Here is a 17,513-nt window from a genome sequence, read left to right on the forward strand (position 1 = left end):
GAGGTGGAACGATGGCCGGAACTAAAATGACGTTGAAGCGTTATGGCAAGAAGGAGACTTTTTACTGGGACAGCCTCGAGCTTATTGTGGATCAAGCTTATTTGGACAGCGGCAAAGGTTTATTTATTGTGCTTGACCCATACACCTACATTCCGGATATTGGGCAAATTGAAGTTCATTTTAATGGGCAGCAATTGCTATCGGGTGGCGGCTATGAGGAAGTGGATAAACGGACAATCCGTTTGGATTTGGGCCGTTATCCTCTGGATTATGGGGATTCCGCTCTAGCCGGACAACCGGTCTCCTTGAAACTAGGTGACGAAATTCATATTCGGATTTGGAAGCTTGAGTATTTTGAGAAAGGCACGACTATTGGCTGGGAGCAGGATGCTGAGCTTCTTAGGAAGCTTGAGCAGGAGATCATTAAGGCTAGAAAATATAAGGAGCAGGATGCGCCGCATCTGGATCTTGATGCTCGCCTGGATTCCATTGAGCGCCGGGCTGAAAGCAAGACGATGGTTTTTGTGCTTAATAAGGTCAAAAATGGTGTCGCTAAAATGGATATTCGCTTTCCGTATGAAGGGATTATTACGGAGGTGTATGCTTCCTGCTCCACAACAGGCAGCGAAGCTACCTTATTGGATATAGAGAAGTGCTCGCAGGAACAATTGGATACAAGCCCCAGATGGACAAGTATTTTGCGATCAGGTTTGACAATCGATGGAGGCGCACACTCCAGCAAGGCGAGTACAAGCCCTTACGATTTGCAAATCGCTGACGTTCATGCAAATGATCACTTTCGAATCCACATCATTCAAGCGGGAGCGGGCATTGAAGGCTTAACCGTCGAGTTGGTCATTCAGGTAGTTTAAATATTACGCTTTGCTGTGAGAATAAAGCGGGGGCTCCTTATAATGAAGGTGGAAAGAGAAAGGAGAGATGAGGAAATATGGCAGGTACGAGAGGGATTGCTAGATTCCGTGGAGAGCAGTTTAATAACAAAATTATGCGGAATCAGCATTTTGATGAGGCGAACAAAATCAGTGAAAACTATATTGATATTGATTTTTCAGCTCATCGGGATGTATTGGAAGACACGAAATTGGATGTGTTTGTTCAAGTTAACGATAAGATGGTAGCGGGTTTTAACCAATTGACGGTAACGAACCTTATAGGCTCCCGGCCGGTAGCCACTTCAGTTGCAGTTGAAGGAGTGGTTTTAGAAGAAAAGGTACAAGTTCGTCTTGCTGGTACGGATTCTCCTATTGGAGATGAGGATTCGGACGTTGTATATGGCCGTTTGGAAGAAAATTCAGGGGAGTTTGTTCTCAAATTTTATAGCAAAGTGAACGACGCTGAAGAACCATATACGTTCCCCGCAGCTTCGGAAAATGTCGATTTTCGCTATGTAGTACGGACAAACCTTTCGGTTATTCCGGTAGATGCCATTATTAAAGGCGGAGCCGGTTTTGTTGAAGGGGCGACCGATGCTAAAGCGTATATGAATCTTATTCAGCTGATGAAGGATTTGTACGGTGGGGCAGGTTCGCTGGATAATGATGGCGCAGCTAACTTAGCTACGCCGATTGTCCAGCAAATCGCTAGTGAATCGACTGCTCGCGCCAATGCTGATACAGCTATTCTAAGCGATTTTGTATCCACTGCAGCTGGCAAAGGAGCTCAACTGGTAGGGGTAATTACTGACCCAAACTACGCTGGACTTCATGTGCAGGCTGTACTTAGCAACTTGGCAGGACGGCTCGCAGCAGCTGAACAAAGCCTCGGTAAAGTAGAGGAGGAGTCCACCCGCGAAATTTATGAAGCGGTTGGTGGAGAAACTTTATATACACTAGCCAAAGGCAGCGCACGTAAAGATACTCTATTCGTCTATATTAATGGACAATTGCAGTCACCGGGTATTCATTATGTGAACATTGAGAATGGCCAGGGTGATTATACAGGCATTAATTTTGCACCTGATACGCTGCAAATTGTTGAGGGTGTACCGGATGTGCTGGATGTTAGTTATAAAAAAGTACTCTAAAAGGACTATTCATATAAAAGCCTAATTCATATTCTATTCGTATTCTTTAAACCCGATGCTGCTACAGCATTGGGTGTTTTTTTACCAAAATTCCGGTTAAACAAAGGATCATGCTGCTTATATTGAGGATAGTAACAAAACAAGGAGGGATTTGTAATGGCAAGCCCGGTAGTACAGTGGTTTGATTTAACGAATACACAGCAGAAGACAGAATGGCCAATAGGAGTAGTTGATGCGGGCGGAGTATCTAAAGCGACAACCTTTTTGATTTGGAATAATAAAGGCATAACTAACAATGTGTCAGATATGACTGGTTGTACCATAACGACGAAAGACGTCCTTGGAGGCAACACAGGTGAGGTTGTCGTTAATAAATGGATTGAAGCCCGAGTAGACTCTTTAAATGAAAGTGTTTTTACACCTATAGGTGGGATGACAATGAAGGCCATTCAGGCAGGAGGGTCTGCAGGTGCTGGAATTATTAAAGGAACTGCAAATGATGGTTCCATTGGGGCTGTTGCTAATTTTGCGAAAGTAACGCTTCAAGCGAATGTTCCAGCAACTGCGACTGCAGGTAATTTTTCCTTTCTAACTCGTGTAGCTTATCAATTTACTTAATTATGGCCCCACTGAGAAGTGGGGTTTCTTGTCAACCAATACAATGGGGGAATATATATGTTCGGGAATCAAGGGGTTATTGTGCCTGTCAATCAACCATTCATGTGGGTAGCTGAATATTTGGATGGAACATGTTTGTGCGAATTTGATCATCAGACTGGTAAAGAAAACAGCTTTTACAGTATTGAAAGGGATAAGCTTCTGCGTTTTGGATTAGTAGGCAGCGGATCATCTATGTACTTTGAGGCTTATGGCGGCATTTTCAAAATTGTGGGTCAAATGTTTGATATCAGCTATGTAACGGATAGCAACACGTATCAATTAACAGGAAGACCTTTGATGTATAAGGATATTATTTCTTTTAAAGATGCGGAATTTATTTTTAATCCTAACGTTGCAGGCTCTGGAAAGTCATCTATTACACAATTTAATTTTGGTTATAAAACAAGTTTTTTAATAGATGAGGTCATGTTTCATTTTCAGGTTATTTGTCAAATTCCTAGAAATGAACAAGCTAGGTTGGAATTCAAGCTGGTGTCCAGTGAAGACTTGGATGGACGATTGGAAATTAAACAAAATGGAAGACATGTGGAGACGGTGGATGCTCCTTTAGCAAGAGATAGAGGTGGGGCAATCACATGGGAATTGAAATAATAAACAGATGGAAACGTCGTTTAGGAGGGTGAAAAGCAAATGATACGACCCTATATGGTAACCGATAATTTTGAGTCTAAAGTAAGAATTGCAAATATAACGGGAGATTATGAATATTCCACAGCCCAATTTTATAGTGGGACAAGGTCTATTAAGAGTAAACAAATAGGAGGAAGAAGTTCTACCAGCTTTACCATTTATGTAGAATCAAAAACGGAATCTATTTGTTCATTTATGTATATGGTGAGTTCTGAATACGCTGATTATTTTAACCTTTATATTGACGGCGTACAAAAACTACACAAGTCTGGAATGATCGGTTGGACAGAGTTCTCCACCACTCTTTCAGCAGGTAATCATAAGCTTGAGTTTCAATATATTAAAGACGCCACTATTAATAGTGGATTAGATTCGTTTTTTATTGATGATTTTACATTTTCCTTATTTGATATTGAGCATCCTACATTATTATTTACCGATGAACAGAAATATCCATACCATAATCCAGCAGGTGATATTTTAAAAAATTTGGACTTTGGAACACTTATTGCCGGGCAGATAGCCCTGCCTCAAAAGGTGACTATAACTAACTACAGTGGATTTCCTGTCGTAAACATGCAAGTTTACGTTAGAGAGCCAGAGTTTCCCGAGAAACTTGCTATTGAAATCAGTAAATATAATAGTCCGTTTATCGCAGAAGATAAGATTATTTTTAATGGCATAATCGAGGATGAACAGAGTGAAACGTTTTATGTGAGGGCCGTAACTGAGGAAGACACAATGGCGGGAGGAGATTTTAATATCTACGCCAAAGCTGATCCACTATAAGGGAGGTGATATGCAATGCCAATTCCACCTACTGGCGGAACGTTATGTGCGAATATTAGCACGATGAAAATAGGGGATTTTATTCGCTGTGGTTATACTGCGGCGTCTGGAGCAGCTGGACATTTTTATAGCTTTGGCGACCAGGGAGAGGGGAGTGAATTACCCGAGCAGGGGACAAGCATACCTTCCGGCTTCTTTTATTTTATTAAAGTACAAGAGGGTCTCCTCATTGCGGATCGACTTGTACAAACGAATGTAGCCTGGTCTGTTTTAAATATGGCAGGTTATACCCAAGGCACTAGCTTTAACGATACGCTTATTCCAAAAATGACATCTAATATAGCTCCGTCAGGTAAAGTCACGGCTAGCACGGTTTACAACTCAATTTACGATTCGTGGTTTGCTTTTGATAAAGCAGATAACAGTTATGGATGGCTTACAGCCAATGGTACAAAGACAGGATGGATTGCCTATGAATTTCCGGCGCCTGTACAGGTTAACAAATACAGTATCAAAGCTCCTATTACAGTACCCACAGCGGCACCTCGTCAATGGGCTTTAGAAGCTTTTAATGGGGAAGCTTGGATTTCGTTGCATATAGGAGAATATTCAGGATGGACAGCAAATGAGGAAAAAGTTTTTTTTCTAAACAATCAGATAAGCTATAGCAAATATCGAATAAATATTACGCAAAATGATGGACATGCTTCATACACGGGAATTAATGAACTGACATTATCAGCTGAAGCAGTAAAAAGTAAGGTCCGATCCATTACGGGGGGCATAGCCTATTTATCTGAATCAGGAAATCCGTCAAACATTGATTATAGATTAGGAGCTTACCCGGCAAACAATGAATGGGATACTTATATTACATTTGGTCGTTATACCGTGCCTGAAACGAATAATGGAAATGATGTTTGGCATTTTAATTACGGAACCGATGGTCCCTGTACATGGACATCAGATACTGTTTTTTCGGGGTTTGCTGCAGCCGCAGGTTTTGAAACAAGTGCATTAGGAAGAACCGTTCGTGGTAGAAATGGAGACCCAAAAGGTTACTGGAGTACAATAGCAACATATTCAACGCCGATAAAAATAGGCTTCAGGCCCGTTATTGAATATTCCTTCTAGTCCCAATACTCAATACAATGAGGGCAGGTGTAAAAATGCTTTATCAGTTAAATCTTAGCGGGGGTTCTGGTGGCATATCAGGACAAGCTGTTTATACAGCCCCGAACGGTATAATAGTAACAAGCAGCAAAGTCGTATATACAAATAGCAACTACTATTATATGAGATATTTGTTCGATGGCATAACGAATTCAAGCGCGGCTACTTCCTATTGGTTGACAAATGGTGGACCAGCTACGCTTGATTTTGATTTTAATTCCATTTTAGGAGCAATCAATAGTATAGACCGATTTATTATTTATCCAAGGTGTCGGGATGATTCAATTTCCGATTATCGGATTCTAGTATCGAATAATAAAACCACTTGGACGGAGGTCGTGAGCAGAGTATCTAATACTTATGCCAACTGCCCATACGGGACCATCAGGGAACATGGCATAAAGGGCCATTTCAGATATGTTCGGATTGAACTGTACCAATCAGGAAACTGGGGAGTGCTCCTCAATGAGATTAAAGTAGTAGTCGATGTGGAAGAAGGCTACAATGATTTTTCATTAGGTACACAGTATTTAAGCCCAGAGCCAGGTTGGAAGAGAAATGATGACTCTCAGGTTTCCTACCCTAATGGTTATATTCTCTATAATGGTACGGCTATTTCTAATATGTATGGTGGTTCTTCAAGAATGATTAGAAAGAGTGCATCAGTATCCAGTGGCACTTTCGATACGATTGCTTTTCGATTTTATGGGTCTAAGCTTCGGTTGCTGGCCTGTACGAACCCGGATCGGCAGCAGAAGATGCGTATTGAGATAGATGGGACTCATTTAGGTCATTTTACTTCCAGGTATCCGAATGCGAATATAGGACAAATATTGGTATATGAGAAACACTTACTAACTAAAGCCATTCATGATGTTCAGATAACAATAGATGAATCAGCGGAAGAGGGGGACTTTTACCTTGATGCGATTGACATAGATGAGGATGGTTATATTTTAGGTGAATTAAATGCCGTATTGCCTATACCGGAGCAAGGTTGGAAAAGAATCGATGACAGCCATCCTGCTATCCAATATTCTCCCATGAATGGCTGGACCTCCTCTGTATTGGCAGATCATTATGGTGGAAGTGCAATGGGCTCGGTTACAATTGTTGCAGGAAATAAGTTTGCTTTTGACTTTATAGGCACAAAATTTAGATTGATCACCTCTAAAGCGATCTCTTATAGCGATAAAATAAAAGTAACGATAGATGGAACAATCGTAGAGTACTTCAGTGCTCTGGATACCTATTATTATCATAAAGTTATTTCTTATGAGAAAACAGGTCTATTTTCCGGAAGGCATCGTGTTCAAGTAGAAATTATCAATAAACCGGTGAACTCGGCAGGCTATGATATTAGATTGGATGCCATCGACATTGATGCTGAGGGGCGTATTTTACATCCTCAAGAAGTTTTAGATGCAAGCAAGCTGGAGATTGGAAAACGCATACGCTGTAATTATAAGTCTCTACCTGACGAGTTTGGTTATTTTAGTGGATTAGGGGAGGAGAACAAGAATTTTCTTCCTCAAACCCCAACTGTTAATCCCGATGGCGATTTTTATTTAATTGCTGTAGATCATGATGATTCGGGCAAAATGATGCTGCTGGCTGATCGTAATGTTCAAGGCAGCGTTTTATGGACAACATTAAATAATGAAGGCCTTTCTTCCGGACTTTTACTGGATAAGCAGAGAATACCTGCTATACCTATACTCACATCCAATGCGTCAACTGACGGTAGTGTCATAGTATCAGTAAGTTCGAAATACAGTACAAATTATGATGCGTGGAAAGTATTTAATGGCAATAAATCGACAGGAGATACACTACGTTGGGTAGCAAATAATCCTTCTCCAGCTTGGTTGAATGTATCGTTCTCGGAAGCCAAAATCATTAAACATTATGCGCTGCGTTCTAATACCTATAATGCTGCAGCTCCAAAGGATTGGACTATACAGGCGAGCAACGATGGTCTGAATTGGACCACCTTAGATAGAAAATTAAATCAGTCGGGGCTTCTGGCTAGATTATTGTTTTCATTTGACAATGATACGCCCTATTTTCATTATAGGCTTCACGTCACAGCGACAAATGGTTATACGGGGTATTTTGTTAGTTTAGATGAAATGCAGCTATATGAAGAAGAACGTTCATTATCCAATGTAACAATTAAACTCCCAACAGGCGGCGTTTCTGTAAATGATAAGTTAAATGATTGGGATAAATATGTTGTGGGCAGCTCTTTGGAGGAAAGGATTGAGGCGGGCGATAATAGAGTTTGGAATTGGTCCGGTGTTTGGTCTCACACGGTAAATACAATATCTGCTCTAGCAAGCCGTACAGTCAGGGGGAGTACGGTAAATGGTTTTAGTAGTGTAGCCGCAACTTCTAATACTCTTACCAGCACGGGATTCAGGCCAATGTTTACTCTGTTAAGCAAATCAACCAACTTAATGGATCTAACCTCTAGTATTTACGTTAGGTCAATAGATGATATAGAAGCTAGTCTGCACGTCTATAAAGAGCATTTTGAAAATCCTGGTTCCTCCATGGCTGATGTTACATTGCCGGTAACAGCAACAGACTGGAAGGGGTATAACATAGAGGTCTCTGGCAATTACGATGTAAATCATCTAGAATGGAGAGCCTTTGATAACTCAATGACAGCCACATATCCGTGGGCATCCCCGCCTGGGCATCAAAGTGCGTGGTTAATTTTCACTTTCAACGTTCCATTAGCTATTGCAGGTTATGGGATCGGTGCTAGACCGACCTATTATTCACCTACTCCAAGGGACTGGACATTTTACGGTAGTAATGACAAAACCAATTGGACGTTATTGGATGCTAAAGTCAATGAGCCAGATTGGGCAAGTGGAGAATTTCGTAAATACATGCTGTCGGAGAATCGCAGAGGACAGGAATACCGCTTTTTTAAGTGGGAAATCAGTAACTCTACCGATATAACTCAGCTTAGCATACATGAACTTGAGCTGTATGAAACCGACAGAATGGAAGGTGTTGACCAGAGAAAGAGCTTTTTAACGATTCCAAGCAGAGAAGATTTCGCCGCTTCTGTGACGGTTAAGCCTCATGAGAAAATGGTGGCAACTGTAAATGTTAGACCCGTTTATTTAGACCCAATGCCTTCACAGCTCGAAGTTAAACATACTAGTCCTCTCATTAGCAGCATAGCTGTATCGGTTAGTGACAGAATGCGCGGCACGGTATCGGTCATTCCCCCTGCTAAAATCGAGCAACTGCTATCCTCTGTTCAGGATGCTTTTGTAAGGTCAAAGGTGCCTCGATTAAATTATGGGGAAGAGCAAGAGATGGTAGTTGGTCGAACAGCCGATGGCGAAGAATTTAGGTCATTGATTCAGTTTGATTTAGCTAGCATTCCAGATCGACAACGGATAACGAAAGCCTTTTTAAAGATATATGTTGAAGGCACTAGCTTAATTGAAAATCCAATAGGCTTATATGAAATACAGGGTCAATGGACAGAGTTTGGAGTAACCTGGGCGAGCACACCAAGCCATAGTGATAAAATAAAAGAGGTCCTTATTGAACAATCGGCCAAATATACAGAGATAGATCTTTTAGATAATGTTAAAAAATGGTATGAAAACAAGGCTGATTATCATGGCATTTTGTTGAAGGCCGAAAAAGAAATAGACGATTCAATGGCTAGGCTTGGAACGAGGGAAAGAGGAAGTAAATTTACTCCGGTGTTAGTGGTAGAGTATTATAATCCTGAAGTGAAAAGCACAGGATATGCTGAAGTACAGACAGACATCATTGTACAACAGAACAAAACAAAAGAGCTTAAGAGTACGATTACGATCAGAAGCACGAGGGATCAATCGGATTTTCGCAGTCACATACGCATATTAAATCCAGATATGGTTGAGTCCTCAATCACGATACGTAGAGATAATATGTATTCAAGTTGTACAGTTAAAAGGAAGGAAACGGACCCGCTTCAGTCAGAGTTAACGGTCCGTAACAGGCGGGATAATACGATTGGAACCTTATTAACGGTATCCAGATACTTCCAGACAGGACATGTTACGGTAAGGAAAGCTGATTCGTATTCAATACCATCTAATATAATCATAACCGGGAATGACTACTCTGAACTGTTGACATCTATTGGAGTAAGTAAACCTGAAATTATAGGTAAAGTTATTGTCATTTTTGCGAATTCTATTCCATCGACAATTGTAGTATCCGTTCAGAAGGATCGATTTCTAACTTCTTATATAACAATAAGAAAAAACGAAGTCAATGAGCTTCCATCCGAAATCACTGTATGGGCGGATTCCTCATTAGCGGGAAATATCACGGTCAAGTCAGAGTTTTTTGCCTCCAATATTATCATACCAAGTAGAGGCTTAAAAGAAATAAAGGCATCTATTAGAGTCGCTGAAAAATATGCCCGAGACCTCATTTCTTACGTTGAAATCATTAATCGATCAGATCTAACCAGCTTCATTACAGTTGAGATAAACGAAGATGGTACCTACGCCTTTATTATGTAATGACGCATAGTTAACCCTCTACCGGAGTGAGCTTCTGCATACCGGGAGAGGGTTATTTTTTGTCTCTATTTACTTATATTGAATAAGCAAAGGAAGGGTGGAAATATGATGAATGAAGGTATATTGACGATTGTAGTTGGGGCCATAGTCTCTGTTATTACAGGCGTTATGGGTTATCTCGGCGGTCGTAGTAAAGATAGAATTTCAGATCGTGAGCTGCTATCCAAGGACGAACAAGCTTTTCGCGCAGAATTGCGGGCAGAGCTGCTGGATCATAAAGAAGAAATCCAGAAGCTTAGCCAAGAGATTGTTATTCTACGCAAAGAAAACATGGAGCTGGTCACTGAGAATCGGCTGCTGAATGCAAAAGTAGAGCAGCTAGTGAATCAGCTTTCGGCCGGTAGAGAAGAGAGAATAAATGCTGGATTTTAAAAAGGAGGAGTCAGCTTGTCTTTCACAATGAAATACTTGATTGAACAACGCCTGCTTCCTGTAAAGACGAAACGTCGCTCTGGTATTGCTATGAATCGTGTAGGTTTCGCGGTTGCGCATGATACCGGAAATGATGGAAGTACAGCTGCTGGCAATGTTGGATATTATATAAACTCAGCCAATGAGATGAGCGCATCAGCCCATACTTTTATCGATGACAAACAAATTATTGAATGTATTCCTGCCACAATAGGTTTTAAGGAAAAAGCCTGGCATGTGCTTTATAACACAACAGTGGACAACGCCATTTATGGGGCGGATGCCAACGATGTAGCAATTGGCGTCGAGTTATGTTACTCCCATCTGAAAGGGTCTATAAATAATACAGAGTCCTACAAAAGATATGTATGGTATTTGGCTTATATATGCAATAAATTCAATCTGAATCCGCTAAAGGACATTATAGGGCATAATACTCTAGATCCTAAGCGGAAAGTGGACCCGACGAACGCCTTATCACGAATGGGAAAAAACTTTAACCAGTTGATTGCAGATGTGGCAAATGAGTATAAAGCCTGTACGGGAGTAACAACTGCGTATCCAGTGAAAGAAGCGACGGGTTTGATTTTATGTAAAGGAAGCACCGGGGAAGAGGTCCGAAAGCTTCAAGTGAAACTGAACAAGCTAGGCTGCGAACTGACCGTGGATGGGGATTTCGGAGCAGAGACAGATTTGGCTGTAAGAGCCTTGCAAAAATCATTTGATGTGGCCCAGGATGGCCGAGTTGGACCATTGACAATGGCTAGAATAGACGTGGAGCTAGCTTCGATAGCTGAAAAAATAGTAAAGGAGGACGACCGATTGCTGCTAGTACAATGGCAAGTCGATATGCTGGTAGATGCTTTAACGAAGCTTCAAAAGGCGGGTACATTTGAAAGTATGGAGTGGATTGAAAAGGCTAAAAACAAGACGCTTACGCTATCAGAGCTTACTTTCTTAAATACGATTATTCTTTCGAAAGGTTTGAATGCAAAATGACAATAACCACTTTACCTACAACCGTGGATGCTGTAGTAGCAACAGTCGGGATTTGGCTGTTAGTAGCCGGTTTGACAGAAGCGATTACCGAAATTTTCAAGCAAGTATTGCCTAGTTATATTAAGGAGAAAACAACATATGGCCTTTCCATTATCATTGGCATCGGTCTTGCCTTTGCCTTTCAGCTTAACCCTTTTGGCTTGAATGGAACAGCCGAGTATGTATCGACTATGGCTGCGGGAGTTCTGGCTTCCCGTGGAGCTAATTATTTAAATAGCTTATTAAAGAAGCTAGGCATGCCGACATCAGCTGAAAATAAATAAAAAACGAGGGAGTATCCATATTGGATATCTCCCTTTTTCTAATAAATAATAGGGGAAAGAGTTAATGCAAACTAAGCTCTAACAGCTAAGATGCGACCGAATATAGTCTTGAAGCTGGTCAAGCCAGCTATCCAGACTCTTTTTGGATAAAGCGCTGCTAAATCGGCCTAGCTCATCGTTGTTATATTGCACAATAACAGAAGGAGTAGATTTGATGGAGGTATGCAGTTGAGGATTATACGCTATTTTAGTCACAATAATATGGGGTCTTTCTTGTGCAATCTGCGCTAAAGTGGTGCTTAACTGTCGACAATAAACACAATCTTCATTCGTATACAGCAGCAGGTTTAGTTCAGCAAACTTCTCTTCATTCATGTATCATTCTTCTCCAAACGTCCACATATCTTCAGCTATGCCGATAACAGATTCAATTTGCGACATTTGCTGTTGAAATTCACTCCGCCGTGCGTGGGCTGTGATTAGAACAGCTTGATGGCGAGTAATGATTTCTTCCGCCTCGGCAGCGATGTCTTCCATCACTAGAATTCCGTGCTGAAGACGGAATTGCAGATTAGTGAGAGCATCCTGCGTATTCGTCACTTCGGCTTCTGCCCAAGCCAACTGTTCAACTAGCTCATTGTATGATCGAGAGTCAGGCGTCAATGCTTGATCAAGCAAACTTTGAAAATAAGAAGCGTTATTCATTTCGTATACCTACTTTCATTTTTTATAAAGACTGAAAATTCTGATAATTAATGGGCCAGTTATAAACTAACCCAATTATTCACTTGAATTATGAATGGCTTTTTGCCTAATGTAATACAACACTCTTATTGAATAGAGACTGCAATCGAACCCTTGCTCGTTCAAGAGGGCGAGAACTTTTTCTACACTCGGAATAGATGTGTTCTCTTTTATTTTTTGCGAAATTGCATGGATTTCTCGATCATATTTAGAGGTGACCTTCGAGTGGCCGGCCGGAGCGTTATTTTCTTGTTGCTGAATTTTTGAGCGAATACGTGTCAGCGTCCGATTGATGGTCATGGGATAAACGCCTAGTTTATCAGCAATTTGCGTATAGCTTGCCTCCTTCATAATTAAAATCATGACCGTTTTCTCAAACTCCGTGAATATAGGATCATCTAATAGCTGCTGTACATAGACACGATCGGTTACTTTTTGCTCAAGGTTGAGTTCGGATGTTTCCGCGATATCGAAATTAGCGATACCATCATAATGCTCCAGATCGTCACTGAACGTAGCAATCTCTCTATATCGCTCCACGGATATTTCTAAAAGCTTGGCCATCGTTTCTTCATTCGGCCTATGTCCTAGCGTATGCTCAATTTCCCCCATTTTTTTTATGAGCTCGACCGCACCACGACTTAAACGAACGGACTGTGAATCGCTATATAATAAGTGGTTGATTTCCCACAGAATAGGGCGTACGACAAAAGTGGTGAATTTAATTCCCCTATTGCAATCAAAGTCCTGCAGTGCTGTGAGGAAGCCGATGCAAGCATGCTGATATAACTCATCGTCCGTCACACGGAATTTCATTCTGATTTCTTCAATACTTCCTTTAAAATGCTTGATAATCGAAAAAATAAAATCGCGATTCTCTTTCAAAAATTCGCCAAGTAGCTCATTGTCCTGTTTGCATTTTTTTATGAGCTCCATATTATGCATATCTTTGAGTCCGGATTTTCGAAGCTTTTGATAGCAATGACTCGTCAATGGATTCACCTCTAACTTTCTATTTAATTTCCTAATTTGTAAGGCTCGATACTTTAAGTAGTCGTTGTATCGGAATGAGGAGTTGCGGACATAAAAATAGACCCTATAACTAGGGCCTAGTAAAAAACTTATTCATGTCGTTCAATCGATTCAAGCGTTTTGTTTACTTTTTCAAGGTACTTTGTGCTGTAGTTGCCTTTGGCCACATTGCCTTCCCCTTGATTGTAAGCTACAATCCCTAGTTCTTTTCCAAATCGTTTTTGGGTATAGGCGAGGTATTTGGAACCCACTTCAATATTGACTGCGGGCTCGCGCAGATCTCCAACGACTTTCATATATTTCTGGGTAGCGGGCAAAATCTGAAGCAGTCCCGTATCGTTAGCCGTGCCAACTGCCTTGGCATCATATTGGCTTTCTACTTGAATCATTGCTAAAATGGTATAAGGATCAACTTTGTAAGCTTGACTGTTTTTCATAATTAGAGAAGCCCATTCTTTAGCACTGGCTTTTGCTACCTTATTTTTGAGCATATGAGCGATTAGATTACTTGTAGTTTGGTCTGCTTTTTTAACAGGCGAAGGTACAGAATCTTTTGCATGTTTAGTTGCAACTGGAGGAACGTTTAGACTCTCCTCTTCCTGATCGATAGTCGTTGCAGGTGTTGAGGAATTTTTGTCATGTGGCAGGTACGAGGTCCAGAGTATAGTGATTGTTAAAACGCATGAAATTAGTCTGGGCATGGTATTGCCCTCATTTGTTCTTGAACCCGTTCGCCTTCATTTTGGGCGATTTTTATGAGATCCTCGTATGGTGGCAGATTAATTATTACTTCTTCAAGCCACTCCTCAATCATGTTCACCCTATACCTCTTTAATCCTGCTTCTGTAATGGAAGCCAAAAACAATCTCTTCCCATCATGTTGAAAATAAACTTCTTTGATTGACGTAATGGGCTGCTCGATCAGTAAAATTCCAGTTCGCACTCGATCATCCATTTTAGAAGTCATCCAATTCATACATTTGGCTCCTTTCTATTTTTATATTGTGAGTAGTGTCTTTAAGTGGATCAAAAGTTGCGGATGATAGAATAAGAAATGAAAGATTATTAGATAGAGGGATATAGCTTGTAAAATGATTGTTAAAAGATAACTAGTGAATTTTCCCTTTTTTTCGGCTAGAATAGAGCTAATCATATCTTCAAAAAGGTAGACTAGGGAGGTCGGAAAATAATGATGAATTTAGATAATTGTCCACGCTGCGGCAAGCTGTTCTCCAAGAACTTTCGTGACGTCTGTCCGGCTTGTATTAAGGAAATAGATAAAGAGTATGAGCTCTGCTCCGATTATTTGCGTAAAAACAAAGGCACGAATATAAATGATCTATCTAATGAAACGGGAGTATCGGTCCGCCAAATTACAAAGTTTGTTCGAGAAGGCCGGATTTCGATTGTGAATGCGCCAAATATGTCTTATCCGTGCGAGGTGTGCGGTACTTTTATACGGGATAACAATATGTGTGATAGCTGCAGAGCGCGTTTAATTAGCGATACGGGAAAGATGCGCAACGAGGATACCAGAAGGGCGGAAGAGCAGGAAGCCCAGAAGGCTAATCAGAACATTTATAAAGGTTTGGACCGCTATAAGGATCGTTAGAATTTATTAATATTTGTCAATCGTCAATATAACTATAAATTTCTTGAGGAATCAGCCGATAATACTTTTAAAGGTTATCGGCTTATTAGCATGTGTCCAAATAAATGAGGTGAATAAATTGAAGGTAAATGAACCTGGTCGTATCCATTCCATTAACCAGTACCAGAAGAAGAATGAAATGGCTGTGAATAATGCCAATAAGAAGCAGAAGAAGGATGAGGTACAGATCTCAGCCGCCGCTAAGGAGATGCTCTCTACGAGTCAGATGAACAGCCCCGAACGCGCAAAGCATATTGAGAGCCTGAAGCAATCCATAGCATCTGGAACGTATCATGTTGATTCGGGCAAGCTGGCTGAGAAGCTGCTTCCTTATTTCGGCAACAATCCAAGCGAATGAGGATAGGTGAACGGAGATGTCTCTTGAGTTAATTGCAGATACTCTGCAGCAGCAGCTAAAGCTGTATCATTCACTTCTGGAAATTGAACTTAGTAAGAAGGACATGATTATTCAGAATCATGTTCTGCAGTTAAATGTACAGACCCAGAAGCAGAAGTTGCTTGTTGCGAAAGCGGAAGAGCTTGAACGAATGCGTACCCAACTGACTTCCCGTTATTTTAAGGATATTGGGTTTAGAATTCGCAGCGGTATTTTGGCTGAGCTGATTCGCTCCGTAACGAATCCAGAAATTAAAGTGCAGCTACTGCAGCTTCATAGCCAGCTCAATGATGTGCTGGGGAAGCTGAAGGAAGCGAATGATTTGAATCAGCAACTAATTAAACAATCATTAGATTTTCTGGATTTCTCTATTGGCCTAATGATGGATGACCCGAACGAGGATCTCACCTACCAGCATCCGATGAATCAAGGATATGGAAATAAGTTCAATAAACTATTTGATTCCAAAGCATGATGAGGAGATGAAACGATGAGATCAACTTTTCATTCGCTGGAAACAGCGAAAAGAAGTTTATTCACGCAGCAGGCGGCTATTAACACCGTTGGTCATAATATTGCGAATGCAAATACTGAAGGCTTCTCAAGGCAAAAAGTTACGATGGTAGCTTCTAGGCCAATTGAAGCCTATGGTATGGATCGGTCATTAGCACCGGGTCAACTAGGAACGGGCGTTGAATTCACCTCAATTACTCGAATTCGAAATGCGTTTCTCGATTCACAGTACCGTGAACAAAGTCAAGGCTTGGGTAATTTATCTATCCAAACAGATACTTTAAGTAAGCTTGAACAGTTTGTGAATGAACCCTCAGATACAGGGATAAGAACGGTATTAGAAAATTTCTGGAATGCTTGGTCTGACCTTAGCAAAGACCCTCAAAATGTAACGGGCCGCGAAATTTTGCAAGAAACAGCACGTGGCTTAACGGATACATTCAATGAACTGAGCCGCCAGCTTACTGATTTAGACGCAGATTTAACATCGAATATAGAAGTGAAGGCAAACGAAGCCAACTCTCTTCTTACTATCATATCTTCCCTAAATATGGAAATTCGCAAAATAGAGTCTATTGGTGACGATGCCAATGATTTACGAGACCAACGGGATTTGATGACAGACAAGCTATCCGCGATTATTAATATAACAGTTACTGATACGGATCAAGGATATACGATTTCCTTAGGTGGTAATGAACTTGTGGAAGCAGGCGATGTAAACCCTCTAACTTCTCTGGCTTTAGAGACAGCCTATGCGAACGGATCACTGATCGGTGGTGAGGCGTACGGGATGATCGTATCGCGCGATGTCTATGTAGCAGATTTTTCCCAACAGCTGGATACGCTTGCAAATACGCTTGCAAATGGTGAATTTCAAGTAACGCTCCCGAAAGGCACGGTAAAACCGGGAGAGACAACGGGTATACTTGCTGATGAAGTTATCACGGTTAAAGGGATTAATGGACTGCATAAGCTTGGCTATACGCTTGGGAACCCTGTTGAAGTAGGGGAGAATTTTTTCACCTTCAAAACAGGCTCAACTGGAATTACAGCATCAAGTATACAGCTTAATCCTAATATTGCTGCCGACTCTAATAAAATTGCAACTTCTCTCCGTACAACCACTGATACTACAGGGGCTACTACTGTAGTCAAAGGTAATAATGGGTTAGCACTTCTGATGTCAGAATTAAAGGGGAGCAAATTCTCCTTTGACGAGACAGCGCAGGGTGGAGGAATTACTGAAGCAACGGTTGGTGATTTTTATAGTGCGGTAGTCGGTGCTTTAGGGGTTCAAAGTCAGGAGTCCTCTCGTTTATATCAAAATACCCAGGCTCAATTGGATCAAGTTAATGCTAGCCGAGCATCAGTTAGCGGCGTATCTCTTGATGAAGAAATGTCTGAGCTCATTAAGTATCAATATGCCTATAGTGCATCCGCAAGATTTATGACTACTTTTGACCAAATGCTAGAGAAGCTTATTAATGGAACAGGTGTGGTTGGAAGATAATTC

The 17,513-nt window shown here is 41.0% G+C and carries 19 protein-coding genes; 14 read left to right on the forward strand and 5 right to left on the reverse strand.

Annotated elements, in window-relative coordinates; all coding sequences use genetic code 11:
- Positions 1-11 precede the first annotated feature (11 nt).
- The 10 genes from AC6B99_RS15485 to AC6B99_RS15530 all read left to right on the forward strand — a co-directional run bounded on the left by AC6B99_RS15485 (position 12) and on the right by AC6B99_RS15530 (position 11,660).
- Positions 12-872, forward strand: coding sequence for a hypothetical protein (locus AC6B99_RS15485; protein WP_496663673.1), 861 nt, complete (start codon positions 12-14; stop codon positions 870-872).
- A 77-nt stretch (positions 873-949) separates the two neighbouring features.
- Positions 950-2,044: a hypothetical protein gene (locus tag AC6B99_RS15490; protein WP_496663674.1), complete on the forward strand. Its 1,095-nt coding sequence runs from the start codon at positions 950-952 to the stop codon at positions 2,042-2,044.
- A gap of 156 nt (positions 2,045-2,200) precedes the next feature.
- Entirely contained in the window at positions 2,201-2,662 is a 462-nt protein-coding gene (locus AC6B99_RS15495) for a hypothetical protein (RefSeq protein WP_496663675.1), read from the forward strand.
- A gap of 57 nt (positions 2,663-2,719) precedes the next feature.
- Complete coding sequence (locus AC6B99_RS15500) at positions 2,720-3,316, forward strand: hypothetical protein (RefSeq protein ID WP_496663676.1); 597 nt, start codon at positions 2,720-2,722, stop codon at positions 3,314-3,316.
- Between the two features lie 39 nt (positions 3,317-3,355).
- A complete protein-coding gene (locus AC6B99_RS15505; protein ID WP_496663677.1) occupies positions 3,356-4,144 on the forward strand; it encodes a hypothetical protein in 789 nt (262 codons plus the stop codon).
- 15 nt (positions 4,145-4,159) lie between these two features.
- Positions 4,160-5,278 carry a discoidin domain-containing protein gene (locus AC6B99_RS15510; RefSeq protein WP_496663678.1) on the forward strand — a complete coding sequence of 373 codons (1,119 nt, stop codon included), beginning with the start codon at positions 4,160-4,162 and terminating at the stop codon, positions 5,276-5,278.
- Between the two features lie 35 nt (positions 5,279-5,313).
- Positions 5,314-9,867, forward strand: coding sequence for a DNRLRE domain-containing protein (locus tag AC6B99_RS15515; RefSeq protein ID WP_496663679.1), 4,554 nt, complete (start codon positions 5,314-5,316; stop codon positions 9,865-9,867).
- 105 nt (positions 9,868-9,972) lie between these two features.
- Positions 9,973-10,299 carry a hypothetical protein gene (locus tag AC6B99_RS15520; RefSeq protein ID WP_494860841.1) on the forward strand — a complete coding sequence of 109 codons (327 nt, stop codon included), beginning with the start codon at positions 9,973-9,975 and terminating at the stop codon, positions 10,297-10,299.
- Between the two features lie 15 nt (positions 10,300-10,314).
- Positions 10,315-11,337: a peptidoglycan recognition protein family protein gene (locus AC6B99_RS15525; RefSeq protein ID WP_496663680.1), complete on the forward strand. Its 1,023-nt coding sequence runs from the start codon at positions 10,315-10,317 to the stop codon at positions 11,335-11,337.
- The gene (locus AC6B99_RS15530) at positions 11,334-11,660 is read left to right on the forward strand and encodes a hypothetical protein (RefSeq protein ID WP_496663681.1); all 327 of its coding nucleotides are present in this window, start codon (positions 11,334-11,336) and stop codon (positions 11,658-11,660) included. Before AC6B99_RS15525 ends, AC6B99_RS15530 begins: the two co-directional genes overlap by 4 nt.
- Positions 11,661-11,738: 78 nt before the next feature.
- Here AC6B99_RS15530 and AC6B99_RS15535 read toward each other — a convergent pair whose 3' ends face one another.
- From AC6B99_RS15535 to AC6B99_RS15555, 5 genes are all read right to left on the reverse strand, one after another.
- The gene (locus AC6B99_RS15535) at positions 11,739-12,035 is read right to left on the reverse strand and encodes a thioredoxin family protein (protein ID WP_494882302.1); all 297 of its coding nucleotides are present in this window, start codon (positions 12,033-12,035) and stop codon (positions 11,739-11,741) included.
- Between the two features lie 3 nt (positions 12,036-12,038).
- Positions 12,039-12,365, reverse strand: a complete 327-nt coding sequence (locus AC6B99_RS15540; protein WP_430160399.1) for a hypothetical protein — start codon at positions 12,363-12,365, stop codon at positions 12,039-12,041.
- Between the two features lie 75 nt (positions 12,366-12,440).
- Positions 12,441-13,406, reverse strand: coding sequence for a sigma-70 family RNA polymerase sigma factor (locus AC6B99_RS15545; protein ID WP_496663682.1), 966 nt, complete (start codon positions 13,404-13,406; stop codon positions 12,441-12,443).
- Positions 13,407-13,525: 119 nt separating this feature from the next.
- Positions 13,526-14,137 (reverse strand): lytic transglycosylase domain-containing protein, encoded by a 612-nt coding sequence (locus AC6B99_RS15550; protein WP_496663683.1) that lies wholly within the window; start codon positions 14,135-14,137, stop codon positions 13,526-13,528.
- The gene (locus AC6B99_RS15555) at positions 14,125-14,412 is read right to left on the reverse strand and encodes a hypothetical protein (protein ID WP_494860831.1); all 288 of its coding nucleotides are present in this window, start codon (positions 14,410-14,412) and stop codon (positions 14,125-14,127) included. Before AC6B99_RS15555 ends, AC6B99_RS15550 begins: the two co-directional genes overlap by 13 nt.
- A 216-nt stretch (positions 14,413-14,628) precedes the next feature.
- On the opposite strand from AC6B99_RS15555, the gene AC6B99_RS15560 reads away from it, so the two are divergent.
- The 4 genes from AC6B99_RS15560 (at position 14,629) to flgK (ending at position 17,510) form a co-directional block, all read left to right on the forward strand.
- Positions 14,629-15,048 (forward strand): flagellar protein, encoded by a 420-nt coding sequence (locus AC6B99_RS15560; RefSeq protein ID WP_496663708.1) that lies wholly within the window; start codon positions 14,629-14,631, stop codon positions 15,046-15,048.
- Between the two features lie 109 nt (positions 15,049-15,157).
- A complete protein-coding gene (gene flgM / locus AC6B99_RS15565) occupies positions 15,158-15,445 on the forward strand; it encodes a flagellar biosynthesis anti-sigma factor FlgM (RefSeq protein ID WP_496663684.1) in 288 nt (95 codons plus the stop codon).
- A gap of 16 nt (positions 15,446-15,461) precedes the next feature.
- On the forward strand, positions 15,462-15,959 hold the full coding sequence (locus AC6B99_RS15570) for a flagellar protein FlgN (RefSeq protein ID WP_056036911.1): 498 nt from the start codon (positions 15,462-15,464) through the stop codon (positions 15,957-15,959).
- A gap of 15 nt (positions 15,960-15,974) precedes the next feature.
- Positions 15,975-17,510, forward strand: coding sequence for a flagellar hook-associated protein FlgK (gene flgK, locus AC6B99_RS15575; RefSeq protein ID WP_496663685.1), 1,536 nt, complete (start codon positions 15,975-15,977; stop codon positions 17,508-17,510).
- The last annotated feature ends 3 nt before the right edge of the window (positions 17,511-17,513 follow it).

Source organism: Paenibacillus liaoningensis (genome assembly GCF_059609455.1).

Bases quoted from the DNA above. Each gene is read 5' to 3' on its own strand.
- AC6B99_RS15510 (WP_496663678.1), top strand. From the start codon at position 4,160: ATGCCAATTCCACCTACTGGCGGAACGTTATGTGCGAATATTAGCACG.
- AC6B99_RS15530 (WP_496663681.1), top strand. From the start codon at position 11,334: ATGACAATAACCACTTTACCTACAACCGTGGATGCTGTAGTAGCAACA.
- AC6B99_RS15500 (WP_496663676.1), top strand. From the start codon at position 2,720: ATGTTCGGGAATCAAGGGGTTATTGTGCCTGTCAATCAACCATTCATG.
- AC6B99_RS15520 (WP_494860841.1), top strand. From the start codon at position 9,973: ATGATGAATGAAGGTATATTGACGATTGTAGTTGGGGCCATAGTCTCT.
- AC6B99_RS15505 (WP_496663677.1), top strand. From the start codon at position 3,356: ATGATACGACCCTATATGGTAACCGATAATTTTGAGTCTAAAGTAAGA.
- AC6B99_RS15485 (WP_496663673.1), top strand. From the start codon at position 12: ATGGCCGGAACTAAAATGACGTTGAAGCGTTATGGCAAGAAGGAGACT.
- AC6B99_RS15560 (WP_496663708.1), top strand. From the start codon at position 14,629: ATGAATTTAGATAATTGTCCACGCTGCGGCAAGCTGTTCTCCAAGAAC.
- AC6B99_RS15555 (WP_494860831.1), bottom strand. From the start codon at position 14,412: ATGAATTGGATGACTTCTAAAATGGATGATCGAGTGCGAACTGGAATT.
- AC6B99_RS15490 (WP_496663674.1), top strand. From the start codon at position 950: ATGGCAGGTACGAGAGGGATTGCTAGATTCCGTGGAGAGCAGTTTAAT.
- AC6B99_RS15570 (WP_056036911.1), top strand. From the start codon at position 15,462: ATGTCTCTTGAGTTAATTGCAGATACTCTGCAGCAGCAGCTAAAGCTG.
- AC6B99_RS15535 (WP_494882302.1), bottom strand. From the start codon at position 12,035: ATGAATGAAGAGAAGTTTGCTGAACTAAACCTGCTGCTGTATACGAAT.
- AC6B99_RS15540 (WP_430160399.1), bottom strand. From the start codon at position 12,365: ATGAATAACGCTTCTTATTTTCAAAGTTTGCTTGATCAAGCATTGACG.
- flgK (WP_496663685.1), top strand. From the start codon at position 15,975: ATGAGATCAACTTTTCATTCGCTGGAAACAGCGAAAAGAAGTTTATTC.
- AC6B99_RS15515 (WP_496663679.1), top strand. From the start codon at position 5,314: ATGCTTTATCAGTTAAATCTTAGCGGGGGTTCTGGTGGCATATCAGGA.
- AC6B99_RS15495 (WP_496663675.1), top strand. From the start codon at position 2,201: ATGGCAAGCCCGGTAGTACAGTGGTTTGATTTAACGAATACACAGCAG.
- AC6B99_RS15550 (WP_496663683.1), bottom strand. From the start codon at position 14,137: ATGCCCAGACTAATTTCATGCGTTTTAACAATCACTATACTCTGGACC.